This window comes from Rhodopseudomonas sp. BR0G17, from assembly GCF_010907025.1.
Taxonomy (GTDB): domain Bacteria; phylum Pseudomonadota; class Alphaproteobacteria; order Rhizobiales; family Xanthobacteraceae; genus Rhodopseudomonas; species Rhodopseudomonas palustris_H.
Window position 1 is genome coordinate 1 of sequence record NZ_QUML01000012.1, and the last position, 24,832, is coordinate 24,832.

Sequence of the window (24,832 nt, forward strand, 5' to 3'; positions counted from 1 at the left end):
CCTCAATCTCGTCGTAGGCAGCAGTGAATCCGGGAAAGACGACACCCCCGAAAGTCTCCATCCGGCGCGACATGAGCGTCTGATCAATACGCTCTCACGGAGCGGTCTCAGGCGCCGTCGGCTCTGACCATGGCGGAGGACAGCAGATCGACGAACGCCGTGACCTTGGGTGGACGAAACCGGGCGGCGGGATAGACCACATGGATCCCGCCCGATGGCAGCGACCAGTCCGGCAACAGCTGGACGAGCGCACCACTCTCCAGGGACTCGCCGACCAAAAAATCCGGCAGCACCGAAAGCCCGCCACCGGCGATTGTCGCCGCAAGCACGGCCGGCGTGGTGTTGATGGTCATCGCCGGCCGCATGCGGATGGTGCGGCGATCGACGTCGGCGCGCGAGAACTGCAAGACCAGCGGCTCACGCAACGCGCCGTTGGCGATGAACGGTTGCGGGGCAAGATCCTCAGGCACCTTGGCGGTGATCGTGCGCGCGAAGTCCGGCGCGGCGACAAGTAACTGCCGGAACGTGCCGATCCTGCGCGCCTGCTGGCTGGAATCGTCGAGCCATCCGACGCGGATCGAAACGTCGATGTGATGGGTGATCAGGTCGATCCTGGCGTCCGACAACACGAGATCGACCGTACAGGCCGGATAGGTCCGGCAGAACTTCGCCACCAAGGGCGCAATCATCGACGTGCCGAAGTCGTTCGGTGCGGCCACCCGCAATGTCCCGATCGGGCTCGCGGTGACTTCGGCGACCGCTCCGAACGCATCCTCTGCGTCGCGCAGGATGATGACAGCCCGCGCATGCAGCAGCCGGCCCGCTTCGGTGGGCTCGACCCGGCGGGTCGTTCGCAGCAGGAGGCTCGTCCGCAGGTCAGCCTCCAGCCGGGCCACCTGCTGGCTGACAACGGTCTTGGTGATCCCGAGCCGTTCGGCCGCGCGTGTGAACGATCCCGCGTCAACCACCGCGACGAAGTAAGCGAGCCGGTTGAGATTGATCGCCTCCAGGTCCGCCTCCGTCATTGTCAGCCAAAAACATACAGTATGGATATTTCATCGAAATTATCAACCAAATCCCGATGACCTACTTTGGCGCCAGACAACACAGGAAACGGATATGCGGATCACCTATCTCTTCGATCCTCTGTGCGGCTGGTGCTATGGCGCCGGCCCCGCGCTGGAGAAGCTGTCCCGGCTCGATGACGTAACGCTCGACCTGGCGCCGACGGGCTTGTTTGCGGGCGAAGGGTCGCGGCCGATCGACCAGCGGTTTGCGGACTATGCCTGGCAGAATGATCAGCGCATCGCCCAGCTGACCGGACAGATCTTTTCAGACCTCTATCGCGAGCATGTGCTCGGTGCGGTGGGCAGCCGGTTCGACTCCGGGCCGGCCACCCTCGGGCTGGTCGCCGTCGGCCTCAGCGAGCCGGCGCGCGAACTCGACGCGCTGAAAAGCCTGCAGAACGCCCGCTATCGCGCCGGCCGCGACAATTCTGACCTCGGCGTCGTCGCCGAAACGCTGACGGCGGCCAGCTTCGTCGAGGCCGCCCGGCGGGTTCAGGTGCCTGACGAGCCGCTTCTCGCCGCCTATCAGAGCAAGATCGCAGCCGCGCGAGCCGATATGGCGCGCTTCGGCGTCCGGGGCGTGCCCGGCATTCTGCTCGGCTCCGGCGACCGCCGCCGCAAGATCGATAGCAGCCTTCTGTATGGGGATTTCGATCTGCTCGTCGCTGAACTTCGGCTGGCCTGATCGAGCCCCCCTTCCCCGACAGTTTCCCTCCTCACCACGCGCCGCGTCTCGGCGGCCGCAACAACAAGAGACAGCCATGTATTCAAGGAGAGACCTCATGAAAACGACCCTCGCGGCAGGCGCCGCCATGGCCTTCGCGCCGGCGGGCGTCGGACATGCAGCGGGATCGGCTCTGACTTGGAAACACTTTCCGGCAGGCCCGAACGGCTTCTTCCGCGCGCCGGTGCTCCTCACAGGCCGGGCCGAAGCGCTCTTGATCGACGGCGGCTTCACCTATTCGGACGGGCGCGCACTGGTCGAGGCGATCAAGGCGACCGGCAAGCCGCTGACCACCATCTATGTCAGTCAGTCTGACCCGGACTATTACTTCAGCCTGAAGCCGGTGCGCGAGGCTTTCCCGGCCGCCAAGGTGATCGCAGCCTCCGACACGATCGCCGCCATCAAGGGCAACGTCGAAAAGAAGCTCGCCGTCTGGGGCCCGCAATTGAAGGAGAACGGCCCGCAAGCATTGACCGACATCGTGCTGCCTCAAGCTTTCGATGGCCAGGCGCTGGCGATCGATGGCGAGACGGTCGAGATCGTCAACGCCATCGGCCTCGCCAACCGGCGCTATCTCCACGTTCCCACGCTGGGCGCGGTGTTCGGCGGCGTACTGGTTTTCTCCGGCGTCCATGTCTGGACCGCCGACACGCCGACCAAGGAGGCGCGGGCCGCATGGGTCGCAAACCTCGACAAGATCGCCGCATTGAAACCATCGATCGTCGTGCCTGGCCACCTCGATCCGAAGGCGGCGACCGATCTGAGTGCGGTCGCGCACACCAAGGCCTATCTCCTCGCCTTCGACGAGGAATTGAGCAAGGCGGCCGACGCCGCCGCGCTGAAGGCCGCGATGGAGAGACGCTTCCCCGGCCTCGGTATGGGCGTCGCGCTGGATATCGGCTCGAAGGTGGCCAAAGGCGAAATGAAGTGGGGTTGAAATGACGAGTCATCTCGACCTCATCCGGAGGACCTATGAAGGATCCTCCGAAGAGAACGGCCACAATCTATTGGCCGTCCTTCATCCCGACGTGGAGTGGACCGAAGCGGAAGGCTTTCCGTATGCCGGCACGTATGTCGGAGTCGACGCATTGATGGCGGGCGTATTCGCCCGCTTGGCCAGCGAGTGGATCGGCTACCGCGCCGAGGTCCACACCTACCTCGCCGATGGCGACCGCGTCGCCGCCTTCGGCGTGTACTCCGGCACGTACAAAACCACCGGCAAGTCGATGCGCGCCGCCTTCGCGCATCTTTATGAGATCCAGGACGGCAAAATCCGGCGTATGACCCAATATGTCGACACCGTCATGGTGGCAAAGGCGTTGTCCTGAGTGCAGCGTCCGTGGCGGCCGACGAACACGTCGGGCAGCCCGAGCTCGCGGCCGCGCAACGCGCTGCTGCGGCGCGGTCTCGCCGCGTTTTGGCGCCGCGCCATCGGAAACGCGATCGCCGATCATGCGGCGGCGGCCACTCGCGATCGCTGGACGTTCTTCGATCGCGGCCTGGTGATGCGGCAACGATCGCATCGTGCCACCAAATTGACAGTCGATGAGGCTGGCGGCATAAAATGGGCCAGTCACCAGGTGACGACTTGCCGGAAGGTCATATGCGCGCATGGCGCTGTCCCGCGCCCGCACCTCCCGATGACTGCCAACCGCGCGCATTGAGCGAGCAGCCCTTTTAAAGTCCTGTCCGCCGTGATGGCAAAACCGCTGTCACGGCCTGGCCATCCATTGGAATCCGGACACCTATGGAAATCGATGCCTTCTATACGTTCACGATCGCCGTCATCCTGCTTTTGACCGGCAAGATCGCGACACTGAACGCGCCGCTGCTGCGCCAATACTCCATTCCCGAGCCGGTCATCGGCGGCTTCCTCTGCACAGCGGTGGTCGCCCTGAGCTACACGCTTTTCGATCGGCCGGTCACCTTCGATCTCGCGATGCGCGACTTTCTGTTTCTGTTGTTTTTCGCGGGCATCGGACTGAAGGCCGAGGTCAAGATGCTTCTGGCCGGCGGCCGGCCGCTGGTCATCCTGCTGTCGCTCGCTATCGTCCTCATGCTGATCCAGAACTTCGCCGGCATGGGGATGGCTTCGCTGTTCGGACTCGAAGCCAAGGCCGGATTGATGGTGGGCTCGATCTCGCTGACCGGCGGCATCGGGACGACGCTCGCCTGGGCACCGACATTCACCGAGCGGCTTGGCATCAGCAACGCCATGGAATTGGGTGTCGCGGCCAACACGGTCGGGCTGATCGCGGCCTGCATGATCGGCGGCCCCGTGGCCGCCTTCCTGATGAAGCGTCACAGTGTCGCCGCCACCGACGACCCTGAACTCTCCATCGGCGTTTCCAATGACGGCCGTCAGCCCAAGCTCGATTACTTCTGCATCCTTTGGGCCGTGCTGGCTTTGAACCTCGCCATCATCCTCGGGCTCGGCATTCATGATGCGTTGACACGCACCGGCCTGAACCTGCCCGCCTTCGTGAGCTGCCTGATGGCCGGAATCCTGATCCGCAACCTCATGCCCATCGCCGTAAGTTCGCGTGTCCAAAAACTTTGGCCCGGCGTGGACGACGGGCTGGCGCTCGTCTCCGATCTCGCCCTCGGCCTGTTCCTGACCATGGCGCTAATGGGGCTTCAGCTCTGGCAACTCAACGGCGTCTTCACCTTCGTCGCCTCGGCCCTTGTCGTGCAGATCATCCTGGCGGTCATCTTCACCATATCGATCGTGTTCCGGTTTATGGGGAAGGACTACGAGGCTGTGGTGATCTCGGCGGGCTTCGGCGGAATAGCGCTCGGCTCGACAGCCACCGCCATTGCCAACATGACAGCGGTCACCCAGCAATACGGCGCCGCCCATCGCGCCTTCATCGTCGTGCCTCTGGTGTGCGGCTTCTTCATCGACATCGTCAACGCCCTGATCATCTCCGCCTTTGTCGGTTGAGAGAGCGCGACATCACGGTTCGGGCATCCTTTGGGAAAACCGAATTGCAGGGCTGCGCGCCGGGCCAACTTTAGGAGCGCACCCTGACGGCGCAATCAGCAATGAAGCGAGCGGTCGAAGGTGATGAGGTCGACTCTGGCGTTGCTTACGCACTTCAATGTCTTGCTGGAGTGGCTCGGGGCGTCCTCAACCGCCTCACCTTGCCCCCTTACTTTTCTGGCTGACGGGCAAGCTCCCGCCACCGATAATTCTGGCCGTTCCAGTCGGGAGCTATGAGAATTGTAAACTTCGTGCTACATATCTGAGCATTCTGTAGCGCGAAGGTAGCAAATGCCAACTCCCCATACCCCTCCGGCGGCCGTGCGCCGCGCCTTGCGGAAGCTCGGCGCGGATATCCACGACGCCCGCCGGCGTCGTCGGCTGCCGATGGCGGTCGTGGCGGAGCGCGCGTTCACGTCCCGCTCGACCCTGCAGAGGGTCGAAGCCGGCGACACCAACGTCGGCATCGGCATCTATGCCAGTGTGCTTCAGGCCCTCGGCCTGCTCGAAGGTCTGAGCCGAGTGGCCGACATCGGCAGCGACAGCGTCGGACAGTCGCTCGCCAGTGCCGATCTGCCCAAGCGCATTCACCTCAAACGGCCGACCGGATCGTCCCGCAATGGCTGACTTCGAGGTGCATATCGATCTTCGCGGCCGCACGCGCCGGGTCGGATTGGCGCGAAGCAATCGCGTCCGCGGCGCGGAAACGGTCGTTTTCGAGTATGACGGAGAATGGCTCACAGACGCTGACCACTTCTCGCTGGAGCCCGCACTTGCGCTGACGCGAGGCGCGTTTGCTCCTCCTGCCGGACAGGCACTCTTCGGTTCGATCGGGGACTCCGCGCCAGATACTTGGGGCCGTCGCCTCATGCAGCGCGCCGAACGTCGCCTTGCCGAACGCGAAAACCGCGCCGTTCGCACGCTCGCGGAAAGCGACTACCTGCTCGGGGTCGCGGATGAGACACGACTCGGCGCCCTGCGTTTTCGCTGGGTCGGCGAAGAAACCTTCCAAGCACCGATCAGAACCGGCGTGCCGGCCCTGATCGAGCTTGGCCGCCTGCTTCAGATCACCGAGAGGATTCTTCGGGACGAGGAAACGGACGAAGACCTTCAAACGATATACGCACCCGGCTCTTCTCTCGGCGGAGCGCGGCCGAAGGCGTCGGTGACCGACCGACACGGCCATCTGTCCATCGCCAAGTTTCCGAAGGAAGCCGACGAGTACAGCATGGAGACCTGGGAAGAGATCGCGCTGCGGCTTGCCGATCAAGCCGGTATCGCCACTCCGCACCACCAGCTTGTCGAAGTTGCCGGCAGGCCGGTGCTGCTGTCGCGACGCTTCGATCGCGATGGCGCGATCCGCATCCCGTTCCTATCCGCCATGGCGATGTTGGGCGCGAAGGATGGCGAGCGTGGCAGCTACCCCGAGATCGTCGACGCCTTGGCCCGGCACGGCGCGCAGGGAAAGACGGACGCCCACGCGCTCTACCGGCGGGTAGCCTTCAACGTGCTGATCTCCAATGTCGACGATCATCTACGCAACCACGGCTTCCTCTGGCTCGGCAAAGCCGGATGGTCGCTCTCGCCCGCCTATGATCTCAATCCGGTGCCGGTCGATCTCAAGGCGCGCGTGCTGACGACGAATATCGACCTCGACGAAGGTACATGCTCGATCGATTTGCTCGAACAGGCATCGGAATACTTCGCGCTCACGCTGCCGCAGGCCCGCGCGATCATCAAACAAGTCGCGACCGTGACCGCGACATGGCGCGACACCGCGAAGGCCGTCGGCGCCCGGTCGGCCGAGATCACCCGCATGGCCAGCGCCTTCGAGCATGACGATCTCACGCGGGCGATGGCGCTGTGACTGCGGCGCGATCTGCGGTGGTGAAGACGGCAGACAGTATCTCGCCGAACAGGTTAACGGAGCGTCCGGACCTACCGGATCGCGCGGGTACACGACTGCACACCGCTCGACGACCGCTTCCCGCACCCAGCCGTTTTCGTGCGCTCACCGCGACGCAGCCAATGACCTATTGACAAGCGTAGCCCGCTCCTGGATTGGCGCGACTAGGCGCGCGCGCCCTGATTGCAGGTTCGGCTTGCCACGCTTCATCGACGGTCGAAGTCCTGCCCGACCGCAGATCGCAACAATTCAACGAGTTCAACGCGGTTTGAGGACGCGGACGCCGACCGTAGCAGATGGTCGTAGTTCACCAGAAGCGCCGCGTTACGCCGGGGATTCAGTAGGAGCACGTCCGACCAGACCGGCCCGTCGTTTTCGACCGATCGTGCATACTGCAGAAGCCAGTACATGAGGACTTGGCGGAAATCGCTCGCGCCGAAATTGCGTGCCGTATGTTTGACCTCGATGAGGGTAGAGCCGAGCGCAAAGTCTCCGTTGCCTGACGCCACCCAGCCGAGCCCAGGAATGAGCGGCGCAAATTCCAGAACGTCGTAAGACCGTTGCGCCCGAATGCTATTAAGCATCGCCACAAGGTTGCGAGCCGCATGGTCGGCGATCGAGATGTCGCCTAGTTCGAGCTTCTCTGGAATGCGCGCGTCAAAATGACGGCGCTGTCGCGACGTTGCCACTTTCAGGCACTCGTCCCACGACGCTGCACCGCCGCCGCGCAGTACGCTCTCGGCGCGGGCCATTGAGATTTCGAATAGCATTGCGTTCTGCAAGCTGCTGCCTTCAATCGCTTCAGCCGAAATCGCTTGGACGTCAGGGAAGGCAAACATCTTGCTGTTCAAGGCATTGACGAGTCCGCCTGTCAGGTGTGGGAACAGGATATCGAGAACGCCAGGGATGTCTCGCGCCACCGTCCTCGGATCTCGTGCCGGGAGGCGATTAGCCCGCATTCTGCACCCAGTCCTCGTAACAGGCCGCGAAATCGCTCTGCGTGATGGTCTCGATCCCAAGTCGCCAGGCTTGGGACAGGGTGCCGCGCAACTGCTGCCGCGACTTCTCACCCTCGTCCCCGAATGCGCCCGCCGCCAGCCACAGCATACGTTGTTCGTCAGCCCCAAGGTTCTGCCACTGGTTGCGAAGACGAGTGAAATTCGACCGGTCGCGCCAGTGGCGCCAGCAATCGATGCAGGCTCGCCGAACCGACGTCGATTTCGTCGTGTCGTAGGTCCGACGGAGGAAGGCGCCGCGGATATCGGTTCTGACGAACCGGATCACCCGGAGGTAGTGCAGCATGTTAGCTTCGGGAACAAGAAGATGGGCGGCGGCTCCCGGTATGCGATCTAGTAGGACATCGATGGTCTCGAAGATCGAAGCGAACGCGTCGTTGGCCCGAACAGCGTAGACGCCACGCATGATCTTCGACCACGACGCGCGGAACGCGTCGAGATTGTTCGGGTCGAGAAGCGTGGCGCAAAGTTGAACCGCCACACCCGGCTCCTGGAACTTAAGGGCGCGTCCGATCTGGGCAAGCACGAACGCATCCGGTTGTGATTTCTCCCGCTCGAGGTTGAGCAGAAATGATATGTCGATCTTCGCGAAGGACTGTTTAAGCTTCTCGTAATCGGCTGTAGCGCTGTCGGAATATGGATCAAAATGAAGGTCCAGCTCCCTCAGCGCGAGACTTGCATCCTCCCCTTCCCCCAATTGAGCACAAACGAAGTCGCGATAATGTTTCGCGCTCAGGATCGTGGTTTTGCTACGGTTGAGAGAAAGACCGTAGTCTGCGAGTGCATGCGACAGATCGGAGAGCGCCTTGTAGGCCTCCTGTCGCGAACGACAGATCAAGGTGTAGTCGTCGACGTATCGATGCCAAGCTAAGCCGACATCGGTGAGCGACCGATCGATCGGCGTCATCATCACCTCTGCCAGAACCCGTGCGCACTGGCCGCCGACGGGCAACCCAAATGAACGGCCGGCTGCGAGTTGGTTCAGTATCCGATCGATTTGCATCGCAACGGTAGAGGCTGGCGCCAGATCCTTGAGCGCATTCTCCAATCGATGGTGGTAGATGTGTTCGTAGAAGCTTGAGATGTCGGTCTGGATGACAACCGAGCCCTCTTGATCGAGGTCTAGTTCGTCCAGCGTTGCAAGCTTGTAGGTGCGCCACGACCTATTGCGATCGAAAAAACCTGGACCTTCGGATGCTAGCCGATATGAGTGCGCCCGCTCGCTCCGTTGGCTTTCATTTGCCTCCGCAATCGCCAGTCCAAGGCCGTTGAGATAGAGATTCCAAAACGGATGGATCTTCGTCGTAATGCGGAAACCGTGCGGCCCTGATGGAACGAGTAGGCGTTCCGCCGAGATTACCAGACCATTGATGAATTTGACGGGCTTTTCAACCTTGCCTGTCTCGATGTTCTGAAACAGGTCAATGCAGAGCGCTGCGAGATCGTCGGCCTTTTCCTTCACGAAGCCGGCATCCAGATCGTAGGGCAGCGTGTCGTTATCACCGCTATGACCTATCTCGAGCGCCGCCCGTACGAAATGATTAATGTCGACCTTGATCATTTCGAAATCACTTCTCGAATCCAATGAGAGGAAGGACAAAATCCCGACGCCACAATATTGCAGCAGCAGAACGCTTTGACGTTCCCACTGCCTGCTACTGTCAATCGCGTACTATCGAAAATGAAACTATGCTACGCTAACCCAGTCTACCTTGCGGTACCCGCTCTACTCCCACTCAATCGTCCCCGGCGGCTTCGACGTGACGTCGTAAACCACGCGGTTGACGCCCTTGACCTCGTTGATGATCCGCGTTGCGGTGGCGCCGAGGAAAGACATTTCGAACTGATAGAAGTCGGCGGTCATGCCGTCGGTGGACGTCACGGCGCGCAGGCCGACGACGTACTCATAGGTGCGGCCATCGCCCATCACGCCGACGGTGCGGACCGGGAGCAGCACAGCGAACGCCTGCCAGATGTCGTCGTAGAGCCCCGCCTTGCGGATCTGGTCGATATACACCGCGTCTGCGTTGCGCAGGATTTCGAGCTTGTCTTCGGTGATCTCGCCGGGGCAGCGGATCGCGAGGCCGGGGCCCGGGAACGGATGGCGGCCGACGAACACGTCGGGCAGCCCGAGCTCACGGCCGAGCGCGCGGACCTCGTCCTTGAACAGTTCGCGCAAGGGCTCCACCAGCTTCATGTTCATGCGTGCCGGCAAGCCGCCGACGTTGTGATGCGACTTGATCGTCACCGACGGGCCGCCGGTGAACGACACGCTCTCGATCACGTCCGGGTACAACGTGCCCTGCGCGAGGAAGTCGGTGCCGCCGACCTTCTTGGCCTCGGCTTCGAACACGTCGATGAACAGCTTGCCGATGGTCTTGCGCTTCTGCTCCGGATCGGTGACGCCCTTCAGCGCGCCGAGGAAGGTCTCCGACGCATCCACGTGCACCAGCGGGATGTTGTAGTGGTGACGGAACAGGTCGACGACGGTCTTGCCTTCGTCCTTGCGCAGCAGGCCATGGTCGACGAACACGCAAGTGAGCTGATCGCCGATCGCCTCATGGATCAGCACCGCCGCCACCGCGCTATCGACGCCGCCGGACAGGCCGCAGATCACCTTGCCGCTGCCGACCTGGGTGCGGATCTTCTCGATCGCTTCCTCGCGGAAGGCGCGCATCGTCCAGTCGCCGGTGAGGCCTGCGACCTTGCGGACGAAGTTGCGCAGCAGCTTGGCGCCGTCGGGCGTGTGCACCACTTCGGGGTGGAACTGCATCGCGTAGAATTTGCGGGTGTCGTCGGCGATCACCGAGATCGGCGAACCCGGCGCCTGCGCCACCGCGCGGAAACCGTCCGGCAGCTTGGTGACGCGGTCGCCGTGGCTCATCCAGACGTCGTATTTGCCGCCCTTCTGCCAGACGCCGTCGAACAGCGCGCATTCATCGGTGATCTCGATCTGGGCGCGGCCGAATTCGCGGTGATGGCCGCCCTCGACGATGCCGCCGAGCTGCTTTGCGAGCGTCTGTTCGCCGTAGCAGATGCCGAGCACCGGCACGCCGGCTTCCAGGATCGCCATCGGGGCGCTGGGGGCGTTGTCGTCCAGCACCGAGGCCGGGCCGCCGGACAGGATCACGGCTTTCGGCTTCATCTCGGCGAAGGCGGCCTCCGCCTTCTGGAACGGCACGATCTCGGAATACACGCCCTCCTCGCGGACGCGGCGGGCGATCAGCTGGGTGACCTGCGAGCCGAAGTCGACGATCAGGATCTTCTCGTGGATCGCAGCGACGTGCGGCGAGGTGTCGGCGCCAGAGGGGACGACGGACGAAGCGGAGGTTGTGCTGGGGGCTGTCATGGGCAGCAGATACGCGACCGCAGCCCGGCTCGCAACGGGGAAAAACGGCGATGGGGACAGCGACCGGGCGCAGGCGGTCCCTCGCCTCGCGTCCGCGCTGTGGTCACCTCCCCGCGCGCGGGGTCGGGTGAGAGGGCGCCTCCGCGGAGCCGAGACTCCGCACGCTGGTCGCCCTCACCCCAGCCCTCTCCCGCGCGCGGGAGAGGGAGCGCGCCTTGCTTGGGGCGGTCGCAGACTCGAAACGAAAGCGCTGCGCCCTGCCCGGTTCAGGCTTTGCGCTTCAGCACGCTGACGAAAAACCCGTCGGTGCCGGTGCGGCGCGGGGTCATCAGCAGGCCTTCGGGCGAGGTCCAGGCGGCGGCCAGGAACAGCTCGGCCTTGTCCCACAGCGCAGCCGCAACCTCGGCCGGCGGGACGACGGCGAACTCCGGATGGGCGACGGTGAAGGCCTGGATCTGGCCGGTATTTTCCGGCGCCAGCACCGAGCAGGTGACATAGGCGATCCGCCCGCCCGGCTTCACCAGCCGCGCGGCGCGCGCCAGCACCTCGGCCTGGTCCTTGAGCCGGATCTCCAGCGCGCCGGGGCGCGTCCGCCATTTGGCGTCCGGGTTGCGGCGCCAGGTGCCGGTGCCGGTGCACGGCGCGTCGACCAGCACCAGATCGGCGCTGCCCTTGATGTCGGCCAGCGGATCGGCGTCGCCCTTCCGCGCCCTCACCTCGGCATTGTGGACGCCGGCGCGCGACAGCCGCTCGTGGATCGGGGCGAGCTGGCGCTTGTCGGCGTCGGTGGCGATCAGCCGGCCTTTGCCCTGCATCATCGCCGCCAGCGCCAGGGTCTTGCCGCCGGCCCCGGCACACAGGTCGATCACCTGTTCGCCGGGTTTGGCGGCGGAAAACAGCGCGGCAAGCTGCGAGCCCTCGTCCTGGACCTCGACCGCGCCCTTGATGAAATCCGGCTCGGCTTGCACCCCGGGATTGCGGGCGTCGGCCGGTAATTCGATCCGCAGCCCCCACGGCGACCACGGCGCCGGCTTGGCGCGCAGATGCGCCAGCGAGGCCAGTACCTTGTCGCGCGAGGCCTTCAGGGTGTTGACGCGCAGGTCGAGCGGCGCCCGGCTGGCCATCGCCGCCGCCTCGGCGACGCGGGCCTCGCCGAACATCTCGGCAAGCGCGCCGTCGAGCCATTCCGGATAGTCGCCGGCGATATGCGGCGGCGCGCCGTCCAGCGTCCGCGTCGACAGCGCGGCGTGTTCGGCATCGCTCAGCGGCTCCGGCGCGAACCGGCTGCCGTCGCACAGCGCCGCGATCGCCTCCGCCGTCATGCCGCGCTCCAGCTTCAGCATGCCCAGCACCCGCGCCCGGGCGGTATCGGTATCCATGATGAACGCGCTCGACGCCCGTCGGCGCAACACGTCCCACACCAGCCCGGCGATCGCAGATCGGTCACCGGAGCCGGCATAGCGATGCGCGGTGCCCCATTCCTTCAGCGCCTTGGCCGCGGGAATGCGCTGGCTGTCGATGGTGGCAATCAGGTCGATGGCTGCGGACAGCCGTGCGGCGGGGGTCATGCGGAGCTTTCAATCAGGGTCAGGGCGCGCAACGCGCCGAGCGGCGTCACAACAGGACGATACGCTCAAGGGCCGTATCGGTCCGACGCTTTCAGGCTCCCGCTATAGCTGCCGCCCCCGCCGATGACAATCGAACCACCGCAACGCAGAGTCCCGGCCATGCCGGGGCTCTGCTGCGGCCCTTGCGATCAGGCGCGCTCCGGCCCGACGCGGACCAGCTGCTTGCCGAAATTGGCGCCCTTGAGCAGGCCCATGAACGCCTCCGGTGCGTTTTGCAGCCCGTCGGTGACGTGCTCGCGATACTTGACCTTGCCGTCCCGCACCCAGCCCGACATCTCGCGCAGAAACTCCTGACGCCGGCCGGCGAAATCGCTGACGATGAAGCCGCGGATGGTAAGCCGCTTGGTCAGCACGTGGCGCATCAGCGCGGTCGCCCATTTCGGCGTCGGCGGGGTTTCGAACGCATTGTACTGCGCGATCAGTCCGCACACCGGCATGCGGGCGAAGGCGTTGAACAGCGGAAACACCGCCTCGAACACTTCGCCGCCGACGTTCTCGAAGTACACGTCGATGCCGTTCGGACACGCCGCCTTCAGCTTCGCGGCGAGATCGGGATCACGGTGATCGAGGCAGTCGTCGAATCCGAGCTCCTGCTTGACGTAGTCGCACTTGTCCTTGCCGCCGGCGATGCCGATCGCGCGTGCCCCCTTCACCTTGGCGATCTGGCCCACGGCAGAGCCGACCGCGCCCGAGGCCGCCGCGACCACGACAGTCTCGCCTTCCTTCGGCTGGCCGATGTCGAGCAGGCCAGTGTAGGCGGTCATCCCCGGCATGCCGAGCACGCCGACCGCGGTCGAGATCGGGCCGAGCGACGGATCGATTTTGCGCAGCGGCTTGGCATCGGCGACCGCATGCGTCGCCCAGCCCGAATGCGCCAGCACGATGTCACCCTTGGCAAAGGCCGGGCTCTTGCTATCGATCACTTCGCAGACCGTGCCGCCTTCCATCACGCCGCCAACCGGCACCGGCTGCGCGTAGGACGGACCATCACTCATGCGGCCGCGCATATAAGGATCGAGCGACAGCCAGATCGTGCGCAGCAGTACCTGCCCCTCGCCGGGCGCCGGAACGTCGAACTCTTCGAGGCGGAAATTCTGCGGCGTCGGCTCGCCGACCGGACGCGACGCGAGCACGATACGCTGACCCTTGGACATTTCGTTTCCTTTTTATGTTCGTTGTCGTCAGGGCCGCGACTGTAAGCGACACCACCGCATTCGCCAACTGCGCAGCCCTGCAGGCAGCCTTCATCGTCATTCCGGGGCGCTCGCGTCAGCGAGCGAACCCGGAATCTCGCGGGTCGGGACACTTCAGAGACTGCAACAGTCTCCAGATTCCGGGTTCGCGCGTTTCACGCGCGCCCCGGAATGACTGTGAAGAGGTCGTTACTTAAGTCAGCCGCCTCACACCCCGCCCGGATAGTTCGGGCTCTCGCGGGTGATCGTGACGTCGTGGACGTGGCTTTCGCGCAGGCCCGCGCCGGTGATGCGGACGAACTCGGCCTTGGTGTGGAATTCGCCAAGGTCCTTGGCGCCGACATAGCCCATCGCGGCGCGGAGGCCGCCGGCGAGCTGATGCACGACGTTGCCGACCGGGCCCTTGTACGGCACCTGGCCCTCGATGCCTTCCGGCACCAGCTTCAGCGTGTCCTTGATGTCCTGCTGGAAGTAACGATCGGCCGAACCGCGCGCCATCGCGCCAACCGAGCCCATGCCGCGATACGCCTTGTAGGAGCGGCCCTGCCACAGGAACACTTCACCGGGAGTCTCGTCGGTGCCGGCGAGCAGCGAGCCGACCATTGCGATGTCCGCGCCGGCGGCGAGCGCCTTGGCGAGGTCGCCCGAGTACTTGATGCCGCCGTCGGCGATCACCGGCACGTCGGCCTTCTTACAAGCCTGGACCGCATCCATGATCGCGGTGAGCTGCGGCACGCCGACGCCGGCGACGATGCGGGTGGTGCAGATCGAACCCGGGCCAATGCCGACCTTGACGGCGTCGGCGCCGGAGTCGATCAGCGCCTGGGCGCCGTCGCGGGTGGCGATATTGCCGGCGATCACCTGAACCTCGTTGGAGATCCGCTTGATGCGGGTGACCGCGTCGAGCACGCGGGCCGAATGGCCATGCGCGGTGTCGACGACAACAACGTCGACGCCGGCTTCGATCAGCCGCTCGGTGCGCTCATAACCACCCTCGCCGACCGTGGTGGCCGCGGCGACGCGAAGGCGACCCTGCGCGTCTTTGCTGGCGAGAGGATGCGCGACCGCCTTTTCCATATCCTTGACGGTGATCAGGCCGACGCAGCGATACTGATCATCGACCACCAGCAACTTCTCGATGCGATGCTGATGCAGCAGCTTCTTGGCCTCGCCCTGGCTGACGCCCTCGCGCACGGTGACGAGGTTCTCGTGCGTCATCAGCTCCGAGACCTTCTGCGCCGGATCGGTGGCGAAGCGCACGTCGCGATTAGTGAGGATGCCGACGAGCTTGCCGGGGCCGTGGCCCTGCGCGCCGGTGACCACCGGAATGCCGGAGAAACCGTACTGATTCATCAGCGCCAGCGCATCGGCCAGCTTGGCATCCGGGCTGATGGTGAGCGGGTTCACCACCATGCCGGATTCGAACTTCTTGACTTGACGGACCTGCGCGGCCTGCCCTTCGGGATCGAAGTTACGATGGATCACGCCGAGGCCGCCGGCCTGCGCCATCGCGATCGCCATCCGCGCTTCGGTGACCGTGTCCATCGCCGAGGCGATGATCGGAATGTTCAGCGGGATCGCACGGGTGATGCGCGAACGGATGTCGACCTCGGACGGCAGCACGTCCGACAGGCCTGGCTTCAGCAGCACGTCGTCGAAGGTGAGGGCTTCGATAAATTGTGGGGATGCGCTCACTGACGCCATGGCCAACTCCGTTCAGCGGCGCCGAAGGCCGCGCTCGATTTTGCGGGGACGGGAGGCACGTTCGGCGCCACTGGGGGGCGGCGCCGTCGAATCGAGCCCGTCGGTAGGGTTGGCGGTGGTCGATAGCATGGGGATATGACGAATCAAAGGGGCAAGGCTGACAGCCCCGCCCCGCTCCCCAAGCATCCCTCAACAAGCCATGCTGGCCGGAAATCACCGCGATTTCAGGGATTTCGTGGCGGCGTCGGCGGCCGCGACGACACCAGCAGCCTTGGCCGGGCACCAAAAAGCTCGGTCGTCGGATGTTTTTTGGACGAATCCCGCTGAAGATCACCTCTGCATGAAGGCGCCGGTCAGCGCCGGTAGGCCGGCGGCAGACCATGTTCGCGGATCGCCTCGACGACCTCGCGGTGCATCCGCTTTTCGCGCTCCATCCGCACGGCAATCAGCGCGTGCAGCGATGGGAGCACCAGCAGCGGGTGGAAGATCAGCCCGAGCACGATGCAGAGCACCAGCAACACGAGGTTGAACACCGCCGACAGCGGCTGGCCGTTGAACAACAAACCGAGCGGCGGCAGGAACGCAGCGAGCAGATAGATCATCGGCCAGTCTCCGTCGCGGAACTGATCGAGGCGCCGCTCATCGTCATCACGGCAAGCACATCCGAAAGCGATTTCCGCCATAAGGAAGCTGTGCCGGTCACAGAGGATTTAGGTAACCGCGCAAGCTCCGCAATAGCCGGGGCCGCGACACGGTGCTACAGCCCGGGCGCCCTCCTCTGGTCGAAATCTCCGATGAACAAAGATCGAGTTATTCCGCTGATCGTGGCTGCCGCGCTGTTCATGGAGAACATGGACGCGACCGTGATCGCGACTTCGCTGCCGGCGATCGCCGCCGACATCGGCACCTCGCCGCTGACGCTGAAGCTGGCGATCACCTCGTATCTGCTGTCGCTGGCCGTGTTCATTCCGGCGTCGGGCTGGACTGCGGACCGGTTCGGCGCGCGCACGGTGTTCTCGATCGCGATCGCGGTGTTCATGGTCGGCTCGATCGGCTGCGCGCTGTCGAGCTCGATCCATCACTTCGTCATCGCCCGCATCATCCAGGGGATCGGGGGAGCGATGATGACTCCTGTTGGGCGGTTGGTGCTGCTGCGCTCGATCGAAAAAAGCGCGCTGGTCGGGGCGATGGCCTGGGTCACCGTACCGGCGCTGATCGGGCCGGTGATCGGGCCGCCGCTCGGCGGCTTCATCACCACCTACTTCTCCTGGCACTGGATCTTCCTAATCAACATCCCGATCGGGCTGATCGGTATCGCGATGGCGCAGCGCTTCATCGATCCCATTCAGGGCGAACGCCCAGAACGGTTCGACCTGACGGGCCTGGTCCTCGCCGGCATCGGCGTCGCCGGTATCGCCTTCGGCCTGTCGGTCGCCGGCCTCGGCCTGCTGCACTGGAGCGTGGTGGTCGGGCTGATCGGCGTCGGGGCGATCGCGATGACACTGTACGTGTTCCACGCCCGCAGAGTGCCGGCGCCGGTGCTGGATTTCTCGCTGCTGCGCCTGACGACGCTGCGCTCCAGCCTGATCGGCGGCTTTCTGTTTCGGCTCGGCATCGGCGCACTGCCGTTCCTGCTGCCGCTGCTGATGCAGATCGGCTTCGGGCTGTCGCCGTTTCAATCCGGCCTCGTCACCTTCGCCTCCGCGGCCGGCGCGATCGGGATGAAGACGCTGGCGGCGCGGATCATCCGCGCCTTCGGGTTCCGCAACATCATGACGGTGAACGCCGTGGTCAGCTCGGTGTTTCTCGCCGCCTGCGCGCTGTTCGCACCGGGCACGCCGCTGCTGCTGATCATGATCATCCTGGTGGTCGGCGGCTTCTTCCGATCGCTGCAGTTCACCTCGATCAACACCGTCGCATATGCCGAGGTCGAGCAGGCCCAGATGAGCCGCGCCACCACCCTGCTCAGCGTCGGCCAGCAGCTTGCGCTGTCGGCAGGTGTTGCAGTCGGCGCGTTCTCGGTGGAAGCGACGATGGCGCTGCGCGGCGTCACCACGCTCGGCGCGGCCGACTTCGCCCCCGCCTTTATCGTGGTGGCGGTGCCGGCTGCGCTGTCAGCGCTGTTCTTCTGGCAAATGCCGAGCGATGCCGGCCACGAGATTTCGGGGCGCAAGGCGATCGAGATTTCGAGCAAGAAGGCCGGCGCCAAAGCCGCGACCAAGGCCGCGTCCGAACAGACCCAGGACGCCCGCGACCAGCGGTTCGGCTAGGTAAGGTTCTGTCGATCAGCCGAAACGGTCGCCACCGGACTGGGCACCGTCGTCCTGGCGGACGGCCAGCCGCAGCACATCGTTGCAGATCGGGCAGCGATAATGCGGCACATCGAACGACGCGTTGGCGTGCTCGATCTCGATCAGCTCCCGATCGACACCGCAGGCTCTGCACATCGGCGTAGGAATCTCCATTGGTCCCCCCGATTCGCCCGATGGATGCCGCTAAGCCTATGGGAACTACGAGGAAGTGCTCTGTAGAAAGCTACCTTTACCAACAATTAACCAGATGAATTCGCTAGTTTAAAGCGCGACTAAGTTGCAACTCTCGCGCAGGGGACGCCAAGCGAGGGGCGTCACTCCAGTTCGCCGCTCGCCGTTGCGTCACGCGCCGCACCGCCACGAAAGCCGGTCGCCAGCAGGTAGCGCTCAGACGAGTCCTTGCGGCTCGCCGCCGGTTTGACGTGTTTCACGCTGGCATAGTCGCGCTTCAGTTCGGCCATCAGCGCTGCATCGGCGCCGCTCTGAAACACCTTGGCGAGAAACGCCCCGCCCGGCTTCAACACTTCGGCCGCGAACATCGCCGCGGTCTCGACCAGACCGACGATGCGGAGCTGGTCGGTTTTGCGATGGCCGGTGGTGTTGGCGGCCATGTCGCTCATCACCAGATCGGCACCGCCGCCGAGCATTTCGCGCAACCGGTCCGGCGCCGAGGGATCGAGAAAATCGAGCTGCGCGAAGGTGACCCCGGGGACCTCGCCCATCTCCAACAAGTCGATCGCCACCACCTTACCGCGGCCGTCGGCGGCCCCGACCTTCTTGGCCGCAACCTGGCTCCAACCGCCGGGTGCGGCGCCGAGGTCGACCACCGCCATGCCGGGCTTGAGCAGCCGGAACTTGTCGTCGATCTCGGTCAGCTTGTAGGCGGCGCGCGAACGGTAGCCGTCGCGCTTGGCCTGCGCCACGTAAGGGTCATTGAGCTGGCGCTCCAGCCACAGCTTGGACGACAGCTTCATCCGCCCGCCGCTTTTGACGGTGACGCGCATTCGTCCGGTGGTGTCCTTGGCCATGGCTTCGCTTACGATCGAGGGATAAGGCCGCTGCTTACCAGACGGGCCCGGAAAAACCAGTGCGGAACCGGCGCCATCCGGCCGCCATCGCGGATGCGTGCCAGGATGCCGCGGCGTTTCGAGGCTTGCGGCATGATCAAGATCAAGACATCGATGGCCGCAAAGAATACCTCCCGGAGGTCCAACAGGCTGGGATCATGTCGTTAGCCGCTTTCGCCTCCGCCGTTCTGGCGCTGCTGCTGGCCCCGGGGCCGACCAACACCCTGATCGGCGTCGCCGGGGCACAGGGCGGGCTCGGCCGCGTCGCGCGGCTGCTGCCGGCCGAACTGCTCGGCTACCTGACGGCGATCCTGCCCCTCGCCTATCTCGGCGCCGACCTGATGGCGGAGCTGCCGGCCGCAGCTCTGATCGTGAAGGTCGCCGCGGCTGCCTGGGTGATGCTGCTGGCGGTGCGGCTGTGGCACCTGAATCCGTCCGGCGCGACCGGCGCCATCACGGCGCGGCGGGTTTACCTCACGACGTTGCTGAACCCAAAGGCGCTGATCTTCGCCCTGGTGCTGCTGCCTGCGCCGAGCGAACCGGACTTTGCCGCCAGGCTGATGATGTTCTGCCTGATGGTCTTCGCGGTGGCGCTGCTGTGGGGCTTTGCCGGCACGATGACGCAGATCGGCGCCGGCGGCGACGGCCGCCTCAGGCTGACGCAGCGGATCGCGTCGCTATGGCTGGCGCTGGTGTCGCTGTCGCTGATCGCCGGCGCGCTCACCACCGTCTGAACCGCCAGCTGCGTCCTCGCGCGAACTACACCGGCCCGAGCACGCCGTCTTCGCGCATCATTTCGACCAGCATGCCCTCGCGCAGACCGCGATCGGCGACACGCAGCCGCGGCAGCGGGAACGCCGCGCGGACCGCATCGAGGATGGCGCAGCCGGCCAGCACCAGATCGGCCCGCTCATTGCCGATACAATGGTTATGCGCGCGGTCGTGATAACTCATGCTGCGCAGCTTCTCGACCGTGGCGCTGAGTTCGGCGTCGCTCATCCAGATGCCATCGACCCGCCGCCGGTCGTAGCGGATCAGATCGAGATACAGACCGGCCAGCGTCGTCACCGTGCCCGAGGTGCCGAGCAGGTGCATCCGGTCGAGATCGCCGCCATGCTGCGCGGCGAACGGCGCCACATGCTTGGCGACCTCGGCGACCATCGACGTGTAGGTCTCCGGCGTCACCACCTTGCCACCGAACGCTTCGGCCAGCGTGACGACGCCGAGCGGCACCGACATCCAGGCCTGAATTCGCGGCGGCACGTCGGGCCGATCCGGATCGCGGGCGATCCGCACCAATTCGCTGGAGCCGCCGCCGATATCGAACAGGATGGCGCCGCGGCCGTTCGGATCGAGCAGCGGCGAGCAGCCGGTCGCGGCGAGCCGCGCCTCGGTTTCGCGGCCGATGATCTCGAGCCGGATGCCGGTGGCGTGCGCGACCCTGTCACAAAACTCGTCGGCATTGCTGGCGGCGCGGCAGGCCTCGGTTGCAATCAGCCGCTGCCGCCTGGCTTTGCGTGCATCGATCTTCTCGCGGCACACCGCGAGCGCCGAAATCGCCCGTCCGATCGCCGCCTCGCTGATCCGGCCGGTGGTTGCAACGCCCTCTCCGAGCCGGATGATCCGCGAGAACGAGTCGATCACGCGAAAGCCGTCGCCCGCCGGCCGCGCGATCAGCAGCCGGCAGTTGTTGGTGCCGAGGTCGAGCGCGGCGTAAACGCCGTCGCCATGGGACGCGGCGGCGTGCTCCTCCTCGGCGATCGCAACGATCGCGTGCGGATCCTCGCCAGGCAGCGAGCCCGGGCGAAGCCGCGTTTCGTCGTCCATCAAATTCGTCTTTCCGCGGCCGTGCACGGCCGACGTCGAAATCATCATTCACGGAAAGTTTAGCAGCGCACCGCCCCGGCGCAACCCACCTGCGGGCGAAGCATGCGGTTTCGTGCGTTGTGGCGTGTGGGCGGCTGCGCTATCCGTTGGGACTATCAGCACTGACATTCCCCGCGCAGAAACGCCGCCCACGCGGCCTTTTCCCGTCCCGCGCGCCTCTCAAGCCGGAACTCAGCCTCATGCAGGACAGCCCCGCCAACGCGTCGCTCGACACCTCCCTCGCGCTGCACAAATTCGGCGTGGGCCAGCCGGTCCGGCGCAAGGAGGACGAGACGCTGCTGCGCGGCAAGGGCCGCTACACCGACGACTGCAATCTGCCGGGGCAGTTCTACGCCGTGATGGTGCGCAGCCCGCATCCGCACGGCATCATCCGCGGCATCGACACCGAAGCAGCCAAGGCAATGCCCGGCGTCTGCGCGATCTACACCGGCGCCGAGCTCGCCGTCGCCGGCTACGCGCCGTTCAGTTCCGGCCTGCCGCTCAAGAGCCGCGACGGCACGCCGCTGAAGCAAACCCATCACGGCGCGCTGGCCACCGACAAGGTGCGCTTCGTCGGCGAGCCCATCGCGTTTGTGGTCGCCAAGACGCTGGCGCAGGCGCGCGATGCCGCCGAAGCGGTCGAACTCGACATCGACCCGCTCCCCGCCGTCACCGATGCAGAAGCCGCGATGCAGCCCGGCGCGCCCCAGCTCTACGACCACATCGAGAACAACGTTGCGCTCGACTATCACTTCGGCGACACCGCAGCCGTGAACGCAGCCTTCACCGCGGCCGCGCACGTCACCACGCTGGATATCGAGAACACCCGCGTTGCCGCGGTGCCGATGGAGCCGCGCGTCGGGCTCGCCTCCTACGATCAGCAGAACGGCCGCTACACCATTCAGCTGCCGACCCAGGGCGTCTCCGGCAACCGCAATACGCTGGCCAAACTGCTCGGCGTGCCGACCGACAAGGTGCGGGTGCTGACCGGCCAGGTCGGCGGCTCATTCGGGATGAAGAACATCTCTTACCCCGAGTACATCTGCATTCTGCACGCCGCCAAGGCACTCGGCCGCCCGGTGAAGTGGACCGACGAGCGCTCGACCAGTTTCCTTTCCGACAGTCAGGGCCGCGGCCAACAGATCCGCGCCGAACTGGCGCTGGATGCCGGCGGACGCTTCCTGGCGATCCGCCTGTCCGGCACCGGCAATCTCGGCGCCCAGATCACCGGCGTCGCGCCGCTGCCGCTGTCGCTCAACACCGGCAAGAACATCGGCAGCGTGTACCGGACGCCGTTGCTCAGCGTCGATATCAAGTGCGTCGTCACCAACGTCACGCTGATGGGCGCCTATCGCGGCGCCGGCCGGCCCGAAGCCAACTACTTCCTGGAGCGGCTGATCGATCGCGCCGCCGACGAGATGGGGATCGACCGCCTCACCTTGCGCAAGCGCAACTTCATCAAGCCGACGCAGATGCCGTTCACCGCCTGCTCCGGCGTCACCTACGACAGCGGCGATTTCGCCGGCGTGTTCGGACAGGCGCTGGAACAGTCCGACTATGACGGCTTCGCCAAGCGCAAGAAGGACGCGCGCAAGGCCGGCAAGCTGCGCGGCATCGCGGTCGGCTCGTATCTGGAAGTGACGGCACCGCCGAACACCGAACTCGGCAAGATCGTGTTCGAAGAAGGCGGGACGGTGCGCCTGATCACCGGCACGCTCGACTACGGCCAGGGCCATGCGACGCCGTTCGCGCAGGTGCTCAGCACGTTTCTCGGCGTGCCGTTCGAGCGCATCCGGCTCGAACAGGGCGACAGCGATATCGTCCACACCGGCAACGGCACCGGTGGATCGCGCTCGATCACCGCCAGCGGCATGGCGATCGTCGAGGCGTCGCAAAAGGTGATCGCCAAGGGCAAGAGCGCCGCGGCGCATCTCTTGGAAACCGCCGAAGCCGACATCGAATTTGCCGACGGCCGCTTCACCGTCGCCGGCACCGACCGCAGCATCGGCATCATGGACCTGGCGCAGCGGCTGCGCGGCGCCGAGCTGCCGGAGGGCATCCCCTCCTCGCTCGATGTCGATCACACCACCGAAGGCGTCCCCTCCGCCTTCCCCAACGGCTGCCATGTGGCCGAGGTCGAGATCGATCCGGACACCGGCGTCACCCGCGTGGTGCGCTACACCGCGGTCAACGACTTCGGCACCGTGGTCAATCCGATGATCGTCGCCGGTCAGCTCCATGGCGGCGTCGCCCAAGGCATCGGCCAGGCGCTGATGGAGAAGATCTCGTACAACGCCGACGGCCAGCCGATCACCGGCTCGCTGCAGGACTACGCGCTGCCGCGCGCCGAGGACATCCCGCTGATGACGGTCGGCGACCACCCGGTGCCGGCCAAGACCAATCCGCTCGGCACCAAGGGCTGCGGCGAAGCCGGCTGCGCCGGCTCCCTCGCCACCATCGTCAACGCCGCGCTCGATGCGCTGAAGGATTACGGCGTGACGACACTCGACATGCCGCTGACGCCTGAGAAGGTGTGGCGCGCGATCCACGAGGCGAAGGCGAACACGGCGGCGTAGGCGCCGCCGCTGCTATCGGCATTTTTGTCGGGCGAGCCTCGCTACGAAGCGTCATGCTCGGGCTTGACCCGCGCATCCATCGCGCGCGCAGCGCGCAAGCGAGAGAGTCCCAACGAAGAAGATGCGTCGCCGGGTCGAGCCCGGCGACGACGTCTGTTGTTCTGCGAGGACGTTGCCTCGTCGTCAGAGGCCTGCTCTCTACTCGGCCTTCACCAGCGGGCAGCCGCCGTCTTTCAGCGGGCGGAAGGCCTGGTCGCCGGGGACTTCGGCGAGGACTTTGTAGTAGTCCCACGGCGCCTTGGATTCTTCCGGCTTCTTGACCTCGAACAGGAACATCGAGTGCACCATGCGACCGTCTTCGCGCAGGAAGCCGTTGTCGGTGAAGGCGTCGCGCACCGGCAGTTCGCGCATCTTCGCCAGCACCGTCTTGGTGTCCTTGCTGTTCGCCGCCTTCACCGCCTTCAAATAGTGCAGTGTCGCGCTGTAGGTGGCGGCCTGGTTCATCGTCGGCATCCGCTTCATGCGTTCGAAGTACTTCTTGCCGAACTCGCGGGTGCGGTCATTGAGGTCCCAATAGTACGCCTCGGTGATGATCAGACCGTTGGCCATCTTCAGACCCAGGCTGTGGATGTCGGAGATGAACATCACGATGCCGGCGAGCTTCTGGCCGCCGGTGACAATGCCGAACTCCGCCGCCTGCTTGATGGTGTTGATGGTGTCGCCGCCGCCATTGGCCATACCGATGATCTTGGCCTTCGACGACTGCGCCTGCAGCAGGAACGAGGAGAAGTCGGCGTTGTTCAAGGGATGCCGCGCGCTGCCGAGCACCTTGCCGCCCGCCGCCTTCACCACCTCGCCGGTGTCGCGTTCGATCGAATGGCCGAACAGATAGTCCGCGGTGATGAAGAACCAGGTGTCGCCGCCGTTCTTGACGATCGCCGAGCCGACGGTGTGGGCGTTCGAATAGGTGTCGTAGGTCCAGTGCGCGGTATATGGCGAGCACGATTTGCCGGTGATGTCCGACGACGCCGCGTCGGTGACGATCATGATCTTCTCGAACTTCTTCGACATCTCCATCGCGGCAAGCGCAGTGGCCGAGGTCGGCAGATCGACGATCATGTCGACGTTTTCGTTCTCGTACCATTTGCGCGCCAGCGACGCGGCGATGTCGGGCTTGTTCTGCACGTCCGCCGAGATGAACTCGATCGGCTTGCCGAACATCGTGCCGCCCATCTCCTCGATCGCCATCTTGGCGGCTTCGACGTTCCCCTGGCCGCCGATGTCGGAATACACCGACTGGAAGTCGCCGAGCAGACCGATCTTGAGCGGAGCCTGTTGCTGCGCGAAGGCAGGTGCGCCGAGCAGCAGCGGCGCGGCCAGCATCATCGCTGCCGCCCGTTGAACGAGTGTCATGTTTCCTCCGGAATGATTTTTTGATTTG

General features: G+C 65.0%; 21 protein-coding genes. 9 read left to right on the forward strand and 12 right to left on the reverse strand.

The annotated features are described in order from the left end of the window. Window positions 1–107 precede the first annotated feature (107 nt). Entirely contained in the window at window positions 108–1,010 is a 903-nt protein-coding gene (locus DY467_RS11430) for a LysR family transcriptional regulator (protein WP_164636300.1), read from the reverse strand. A 109-nt stretch (window positions 1,011–1,119) separates the two neighbouring features. Between DY467_RS11430 and DY467_RS11435 the strand changes: the two genes are divergently transcribed. The 6 genes from DY467_RS11435 to DY467_RS11460 all read left to right on the forward strand — a co-directional run bounded on the left by DY467_RS11435 (window position 1,120) and on the right by DY467_RS11460 (window position 6,641). Further along, the gene (locus DY467_RS11435) at window positions 1,120–1,752 is read left to right on the forward strand and encodes a DsbA family protein (protein ID WP_164636115.1); all 633 of its coding nucleotides are present in this window, start codon (window positions 1,120–1,122) and stop codon (window positions 1,750–1,752) included. A 76-nt stretch (window positions 1,753–1,828) separates the two neighbouring features. Continuing rightward, complete coding sequence (locus DY467_RS11440; protein WP_164636301.1) at window positions 1,829–2,728, forward strand: MBL fold metallo-hydrolase; 900 nt, start codon at window positions 1,829–1,831, stop codon at window positions 2,726–2,728. Between the two features lies 1 nt (window position 2,729). After that, a complete protein-coding gene (locus tag DY467_RS11445; protein WP_164636117.1) occupies window positions 2,730–3,119 on the forward strand; it encodes a nuclear transport factor 2 family protein in 390 nt (129 codons plus the stop codon). Between the two features lie 419 nt (window positions 3,120–3,538). Continuing rightward, a complete protein-coding gene (gene gltS, locus DY467_RS11450; protein WP_164636119.1) occupies window positions 3,539–4,735 on the forward strand; it encodes a sodium/glutamate symporter in 1,197 nt (398 codons plus the stop codon). 330 nt (window positions 4,736–5,065) lie between these two features. Continuing rightward, entirely contained in the window at window positions 5,066–5,401 is a 336-nt protein-coding gene (locus DY467_RS11455; RefSeq protein WP_164636121.1) for a helix-turn-helix domain-containing protein, read from the forward strand. Then, window positions 5,394–6,641, forward strand: coding sequence for a type II toxin-antitoxin system HipA family toxin (locus DY467_RS11460; RefSeq protein ID WP_164636123.1), 1,248 nt, complete (start codon window positions 5,394–5,396; stop codon window positions 6,639–6,641). The genes DY467_RS11455 and DY467_RS11460 overlap by 8 nt, the downstream gene beginning before the upstream one ends. Before the next feature lie 245 nt (window positions 6,642–6,886). Here the strand turns inward: DY467_RS11460 and DY467_RS11465 are convergent, their stop codons facing one another. The 7 genes from DY467_RS11465 to DY467_RS11495 form a co-directional block, all read right to left on the reverse strand. Further along, entirely contained in the window at window positions 6,887–7,600 is a 714-nt protein-coding gene (locus DY467_RS11465; protein WP_349627629.1) for a hypothetical protein, read from the reverse strand. A gap of 28 nt (window positions 7,601–7,628) precedes the next feature. Continuing rightward, window positions 7,629–9,257, reverse strand: a complete 1,629-nt coding sequence (locus tag DY467_RS11470) for an RNA-directed DNA polymerase (RefSeq protein ID WP_164636126.1) — start codon at window positions 9,255–9,257, stop codon at window positions 7,629–7,631. A 165-nt stretch (window positions 9,258–9,422) separates the two neighbouring features. After that, entirely contained in the window at window positions 9,423–11,045 is a 1,623-nt protein-coding gene (gene guaA / locus DY467_RS11475) for a glutamine-hydrolyzing GMP synthase (protein ID WP_164636128.1), read from the reverse strand. Window positions 11,046–11,311: 266 nt separating this feature from the next. Continuing rightward, window positions 11,312–12,613 (reverse strand): RsmB/NOP family class I SAM-dependent RNA methyltransferase, encoded by a 1,302-nt coding sequence (locus DY467_RS11480; RefSeq protein ID WP_164636130.1) that lies wholly within the window; start codon window positions 12,611–12,613, stop codon window positions 11,312–11,314. Between the two features lie 188 nt (window positions 12,614–12,801). Next, window positions 12,802–13,827: an NADPH-dependent curcumin/dihydrocurcumin reductase gene (gene curA / locus DY467_RS11485; RefSeq protein WP_107344159.1), complete on the reverse strand. Its 1,026-nt coding sequence runs from the start codon at window positions 13,825–13,827 to the stop codon at window positions 12,802–12,804. A gap of 246 nt (window positions 13,828–14,073) precedes the next feature. Then, complete coding sequence (gene guaB / locus DY467_RS11490; RefSeq protein WP_107344158.1) at window positions 14,074–15,570, reverse strand: IMP dehydrogenase; 1,497 nt, start codon at window positions 15,568–15,570, stop codon at window positions 14,074–14,076. 353 nt (window positions 15,571–15,923) lie between these two features. Next, window positions 15,924–16,172, reverse strand: coding sequence for a hypothetical protein (locus tag DY467_RS11495; RefSeq protein ID WP_164636131.1), 249 nt, complete (start codon window positions 16,170–16,172; stop codon window positions 15,924–15,926). Window positions 16,173–16,364: 192 nt separating this feature from the next. On the opposite strand from DY467_RS11495, the gene DY467_RS11500 reads away from it, so the two are divergent. Beyond that, window positions 16,365–17,840, forward strand: a complete 1,476-nt coding sequence (locus DY467_RS11500; RefSeq protein ID WP_107355348.1) for an MFS transporter — start codon at window positions 16,365–16,367, stop codon at window positions 17,838–17,840. A gap of 15 nt (window positions 17,841–17,855) precedes the next feature. On the opposite strand, the gene DY467_RS11505 is transcribed toward DY467_RS11500, so the two are convergent. Further along, window positions 17,856–18,035 carry a hypothetical protein gene (locus DY467_RS11505; protein WP_012495747.1) on the reverse strand — a complete coding sequence of 60 codons (180 nt, stop codon included), beginning with the start codon at window positions 18,033–18,035 and terminating at the stop codon, window positions 17,856–17,858. A 161-nt stretch (window positions 18,036–18,196) separates the two neighbouring features. Continuing rightward, window positions 18,197–18,910 carry an RlmE family RNA methyltransferase gene (locus tag DY467_RS11510; RefSeq protein ID WP_164572822.1) on the reverse strand — a complete coding sequence of 238 codons (714 nt, stop codon included), beginning with the start codon at window positions 18,908–18,910 and terminating at the stop codon, window positions 18,197–18,199. Between the two features lie 197 nt (window positions 18,911–19,107). Here DY467_RS11510 and DY467_RS11515 point away from each other — a divergent pair, with 197 nt between their 5' ends. After that, window positions 19,108–19,683, forward strand: a complete 576-nt coding sequence (locus DY467_RS11515) for a hypothetical protein (protein WP_107346563.1) — start codon at window positions 19,108–19,110, stop codon at window positions 19,681–19,683. A 25-nt stretch (window positions 19,684–19,708) separates the two neighbouring features. On the opposite strand, the gene DY467_RS11520 is transcribed toward DY467_RS11515, so the two are convergent. Further along, on the reverse strand, window positions 19,709–20,776 hold the full coding sequence (locus tag DY467_RS11520; RefSeq protein WP_164636134.1) for a Ppx/GppA phosphatase family protein: 1,068 nt from the start codon (window positions 20,774–20,776) through the stop codon (window positions 19,709–19,711). Window positions 20,777–21,015: 239 nt separating this feature from the next. On the opposite strand from DY467_RS11520, the gene DY467_RS11525 reads away from it, so the two are divergent. Beyond that, a complete protein-coding gene (locus tag DY467_RS11525) occupies window positions 21,016–23,391 on the forward strand; it encodes a xanthine dehydrogenase family protein molybdopterin-binding subunit (RefSeq protein ID WP_164636136.1) in 2,376 nt (791 codons plus the stop codon). A gap of 198 nt (window positions 23,392–23,589) precedes the next feature. Here the strand turns inward: DY467_RS11525 and DY467_RS11530 are convergent, their stop codons facing one another. Further along, complete coding sequence (locus DY467_RS11530) at window positions 23,590–24,804, reverse strand: ABC transporter substrate-binding protein (protein ID WP_107355344.1); 1,215 nt, start codon at window positions 24,802–24,804, stop codon at window positions 23,590–23,592. Window positions 24,805–24,832: the final 28 nt, after the last annotated feature.

Coding starts and splice junctions, on each gene's coding strand:
- DY467_RS11435 (WP_164636115.1), top strand. CDS start 1,120: ATGCGGATCACCTATCTCTTCGATCCTCTGTGCGGCTGGTGCTATGGC.
- DY467_RS11440 (WP_164636301.1), top strand. CDS start 1,829: ATGTATTCAAGGAGAGACCTCATGAAAACGACCCTCGCGGCAGGCGCC.
- DY467_RS11445 (WP_164636117.1), top strand. CDS start 2,730: ATGACGAGTCATCTCGACCTCATCCGGAGGACCTATGAAGGATCCTCC.
- gltS (WP_164636119.1), top strand. CDS start 3,539: ATGGAAATCGATGCCTTCTATACGTTCACGATCGCCGTCATCCTGCTT.
- DY467_RS11455 (WP_164636121.1), top strand. CDS start 5,066: ATGCCAACTCCCCATACCCCTCCGGCGGCCGTGCGCCGCGCCTTGCGG.
- DY467_RS11460 (WP_164636123.1), top strand. CDS start 5,394: ATGGCTGACTTCGAGGTGCATATCGATCTTCGCGGCCGCACGCGCCGG.
- DY467_RS11470 (WP_164636126.1), bottom strand. CDS start 9,257: ATGATCAAGGTCGACATTAATCATTTCGTACGGGCGGCGCTCGAGATA.
- guaA (WP_164636128.1), bottom strand. CDS start 11,045: ATGACAGCCCCCAGCACAACCTCCGCTTCGTCCGTCGTCCCCTCTGGC.
- DY467_RS11480 (WP_164636130.1), bottom strand. CDS start 12,613: ATGACCCCCGCCGCACGGCTGTCCGCAGCCATCGACCTGATTGCCACC.
- curA (WP_107344159.1), bottom strand. CDS start 13,827: ATGTCCAAGGGTCAGCGTATCGTGCTCGCGTCGCGTCCGGTCGGCGAG.
- guaB (WP_107344158.1), bottom strand. CDS start 15,570: ATGGCGTCAGTGAGCGCATCCCCACAATTTATCGAAGCCCTCACCTTC.
- DY467_RS11495 (WP_164636131.1), bottom strand. CDS start 16,172: ATGATCTATCTGCTCGCTGCGTTCCTGCCGCCGCTCGGTTTGTTGTTC.
- DY467_RS11500 (WP_107355348.1), top strand. CDS start 16,365: ATGAACAAAGATCGAGTTATTCCGCTGATCGTGGCTGCCGCGCTGTTC.
- DY467_RS11505 (WP_012495747.1), bottom strand. CDS start 18,035: ATGGAGATTCCTACGCCGATGTGCAGAGCCTGCGGTGTCGATCGGGAG.
- DY467_RS11510 (WP_164572822.1), bottom strand. CDS start 18,910: ATGGCCAAGGACACCACCGGACGAATGCGCGTCACCGTCAAAAGCGGC.
- DY467_RS11515 (WP_107346563.1), top strand. CDS start 19,108: ATGTCGTTAGCCGCTTTCGCCTCCGCCGTTCTGGCGCTGCTGCTGGCC.
- DY467_RS11520 (WP_164636134.1), bottom strand. CDS start 20,776: ATGGACGACGAAACGCGGCTTCGCCCGGGCTCGCTGCCTGGCGAGGAT.
- DY467_RS11525 (WP_164636136.1), top strand. CDS start 21,016: ATGCAGGACAGCCCCGCCAACGCGTCGCTCGACACCTCCCTCGCGCTG.
- DY467_RS11530 (WP_107355344.1), bottom strand. CDS start 24,804: ATGACACTCGTTCAACGGGCGGCAGCGATGATGCTGGCCGCGCCGCTG.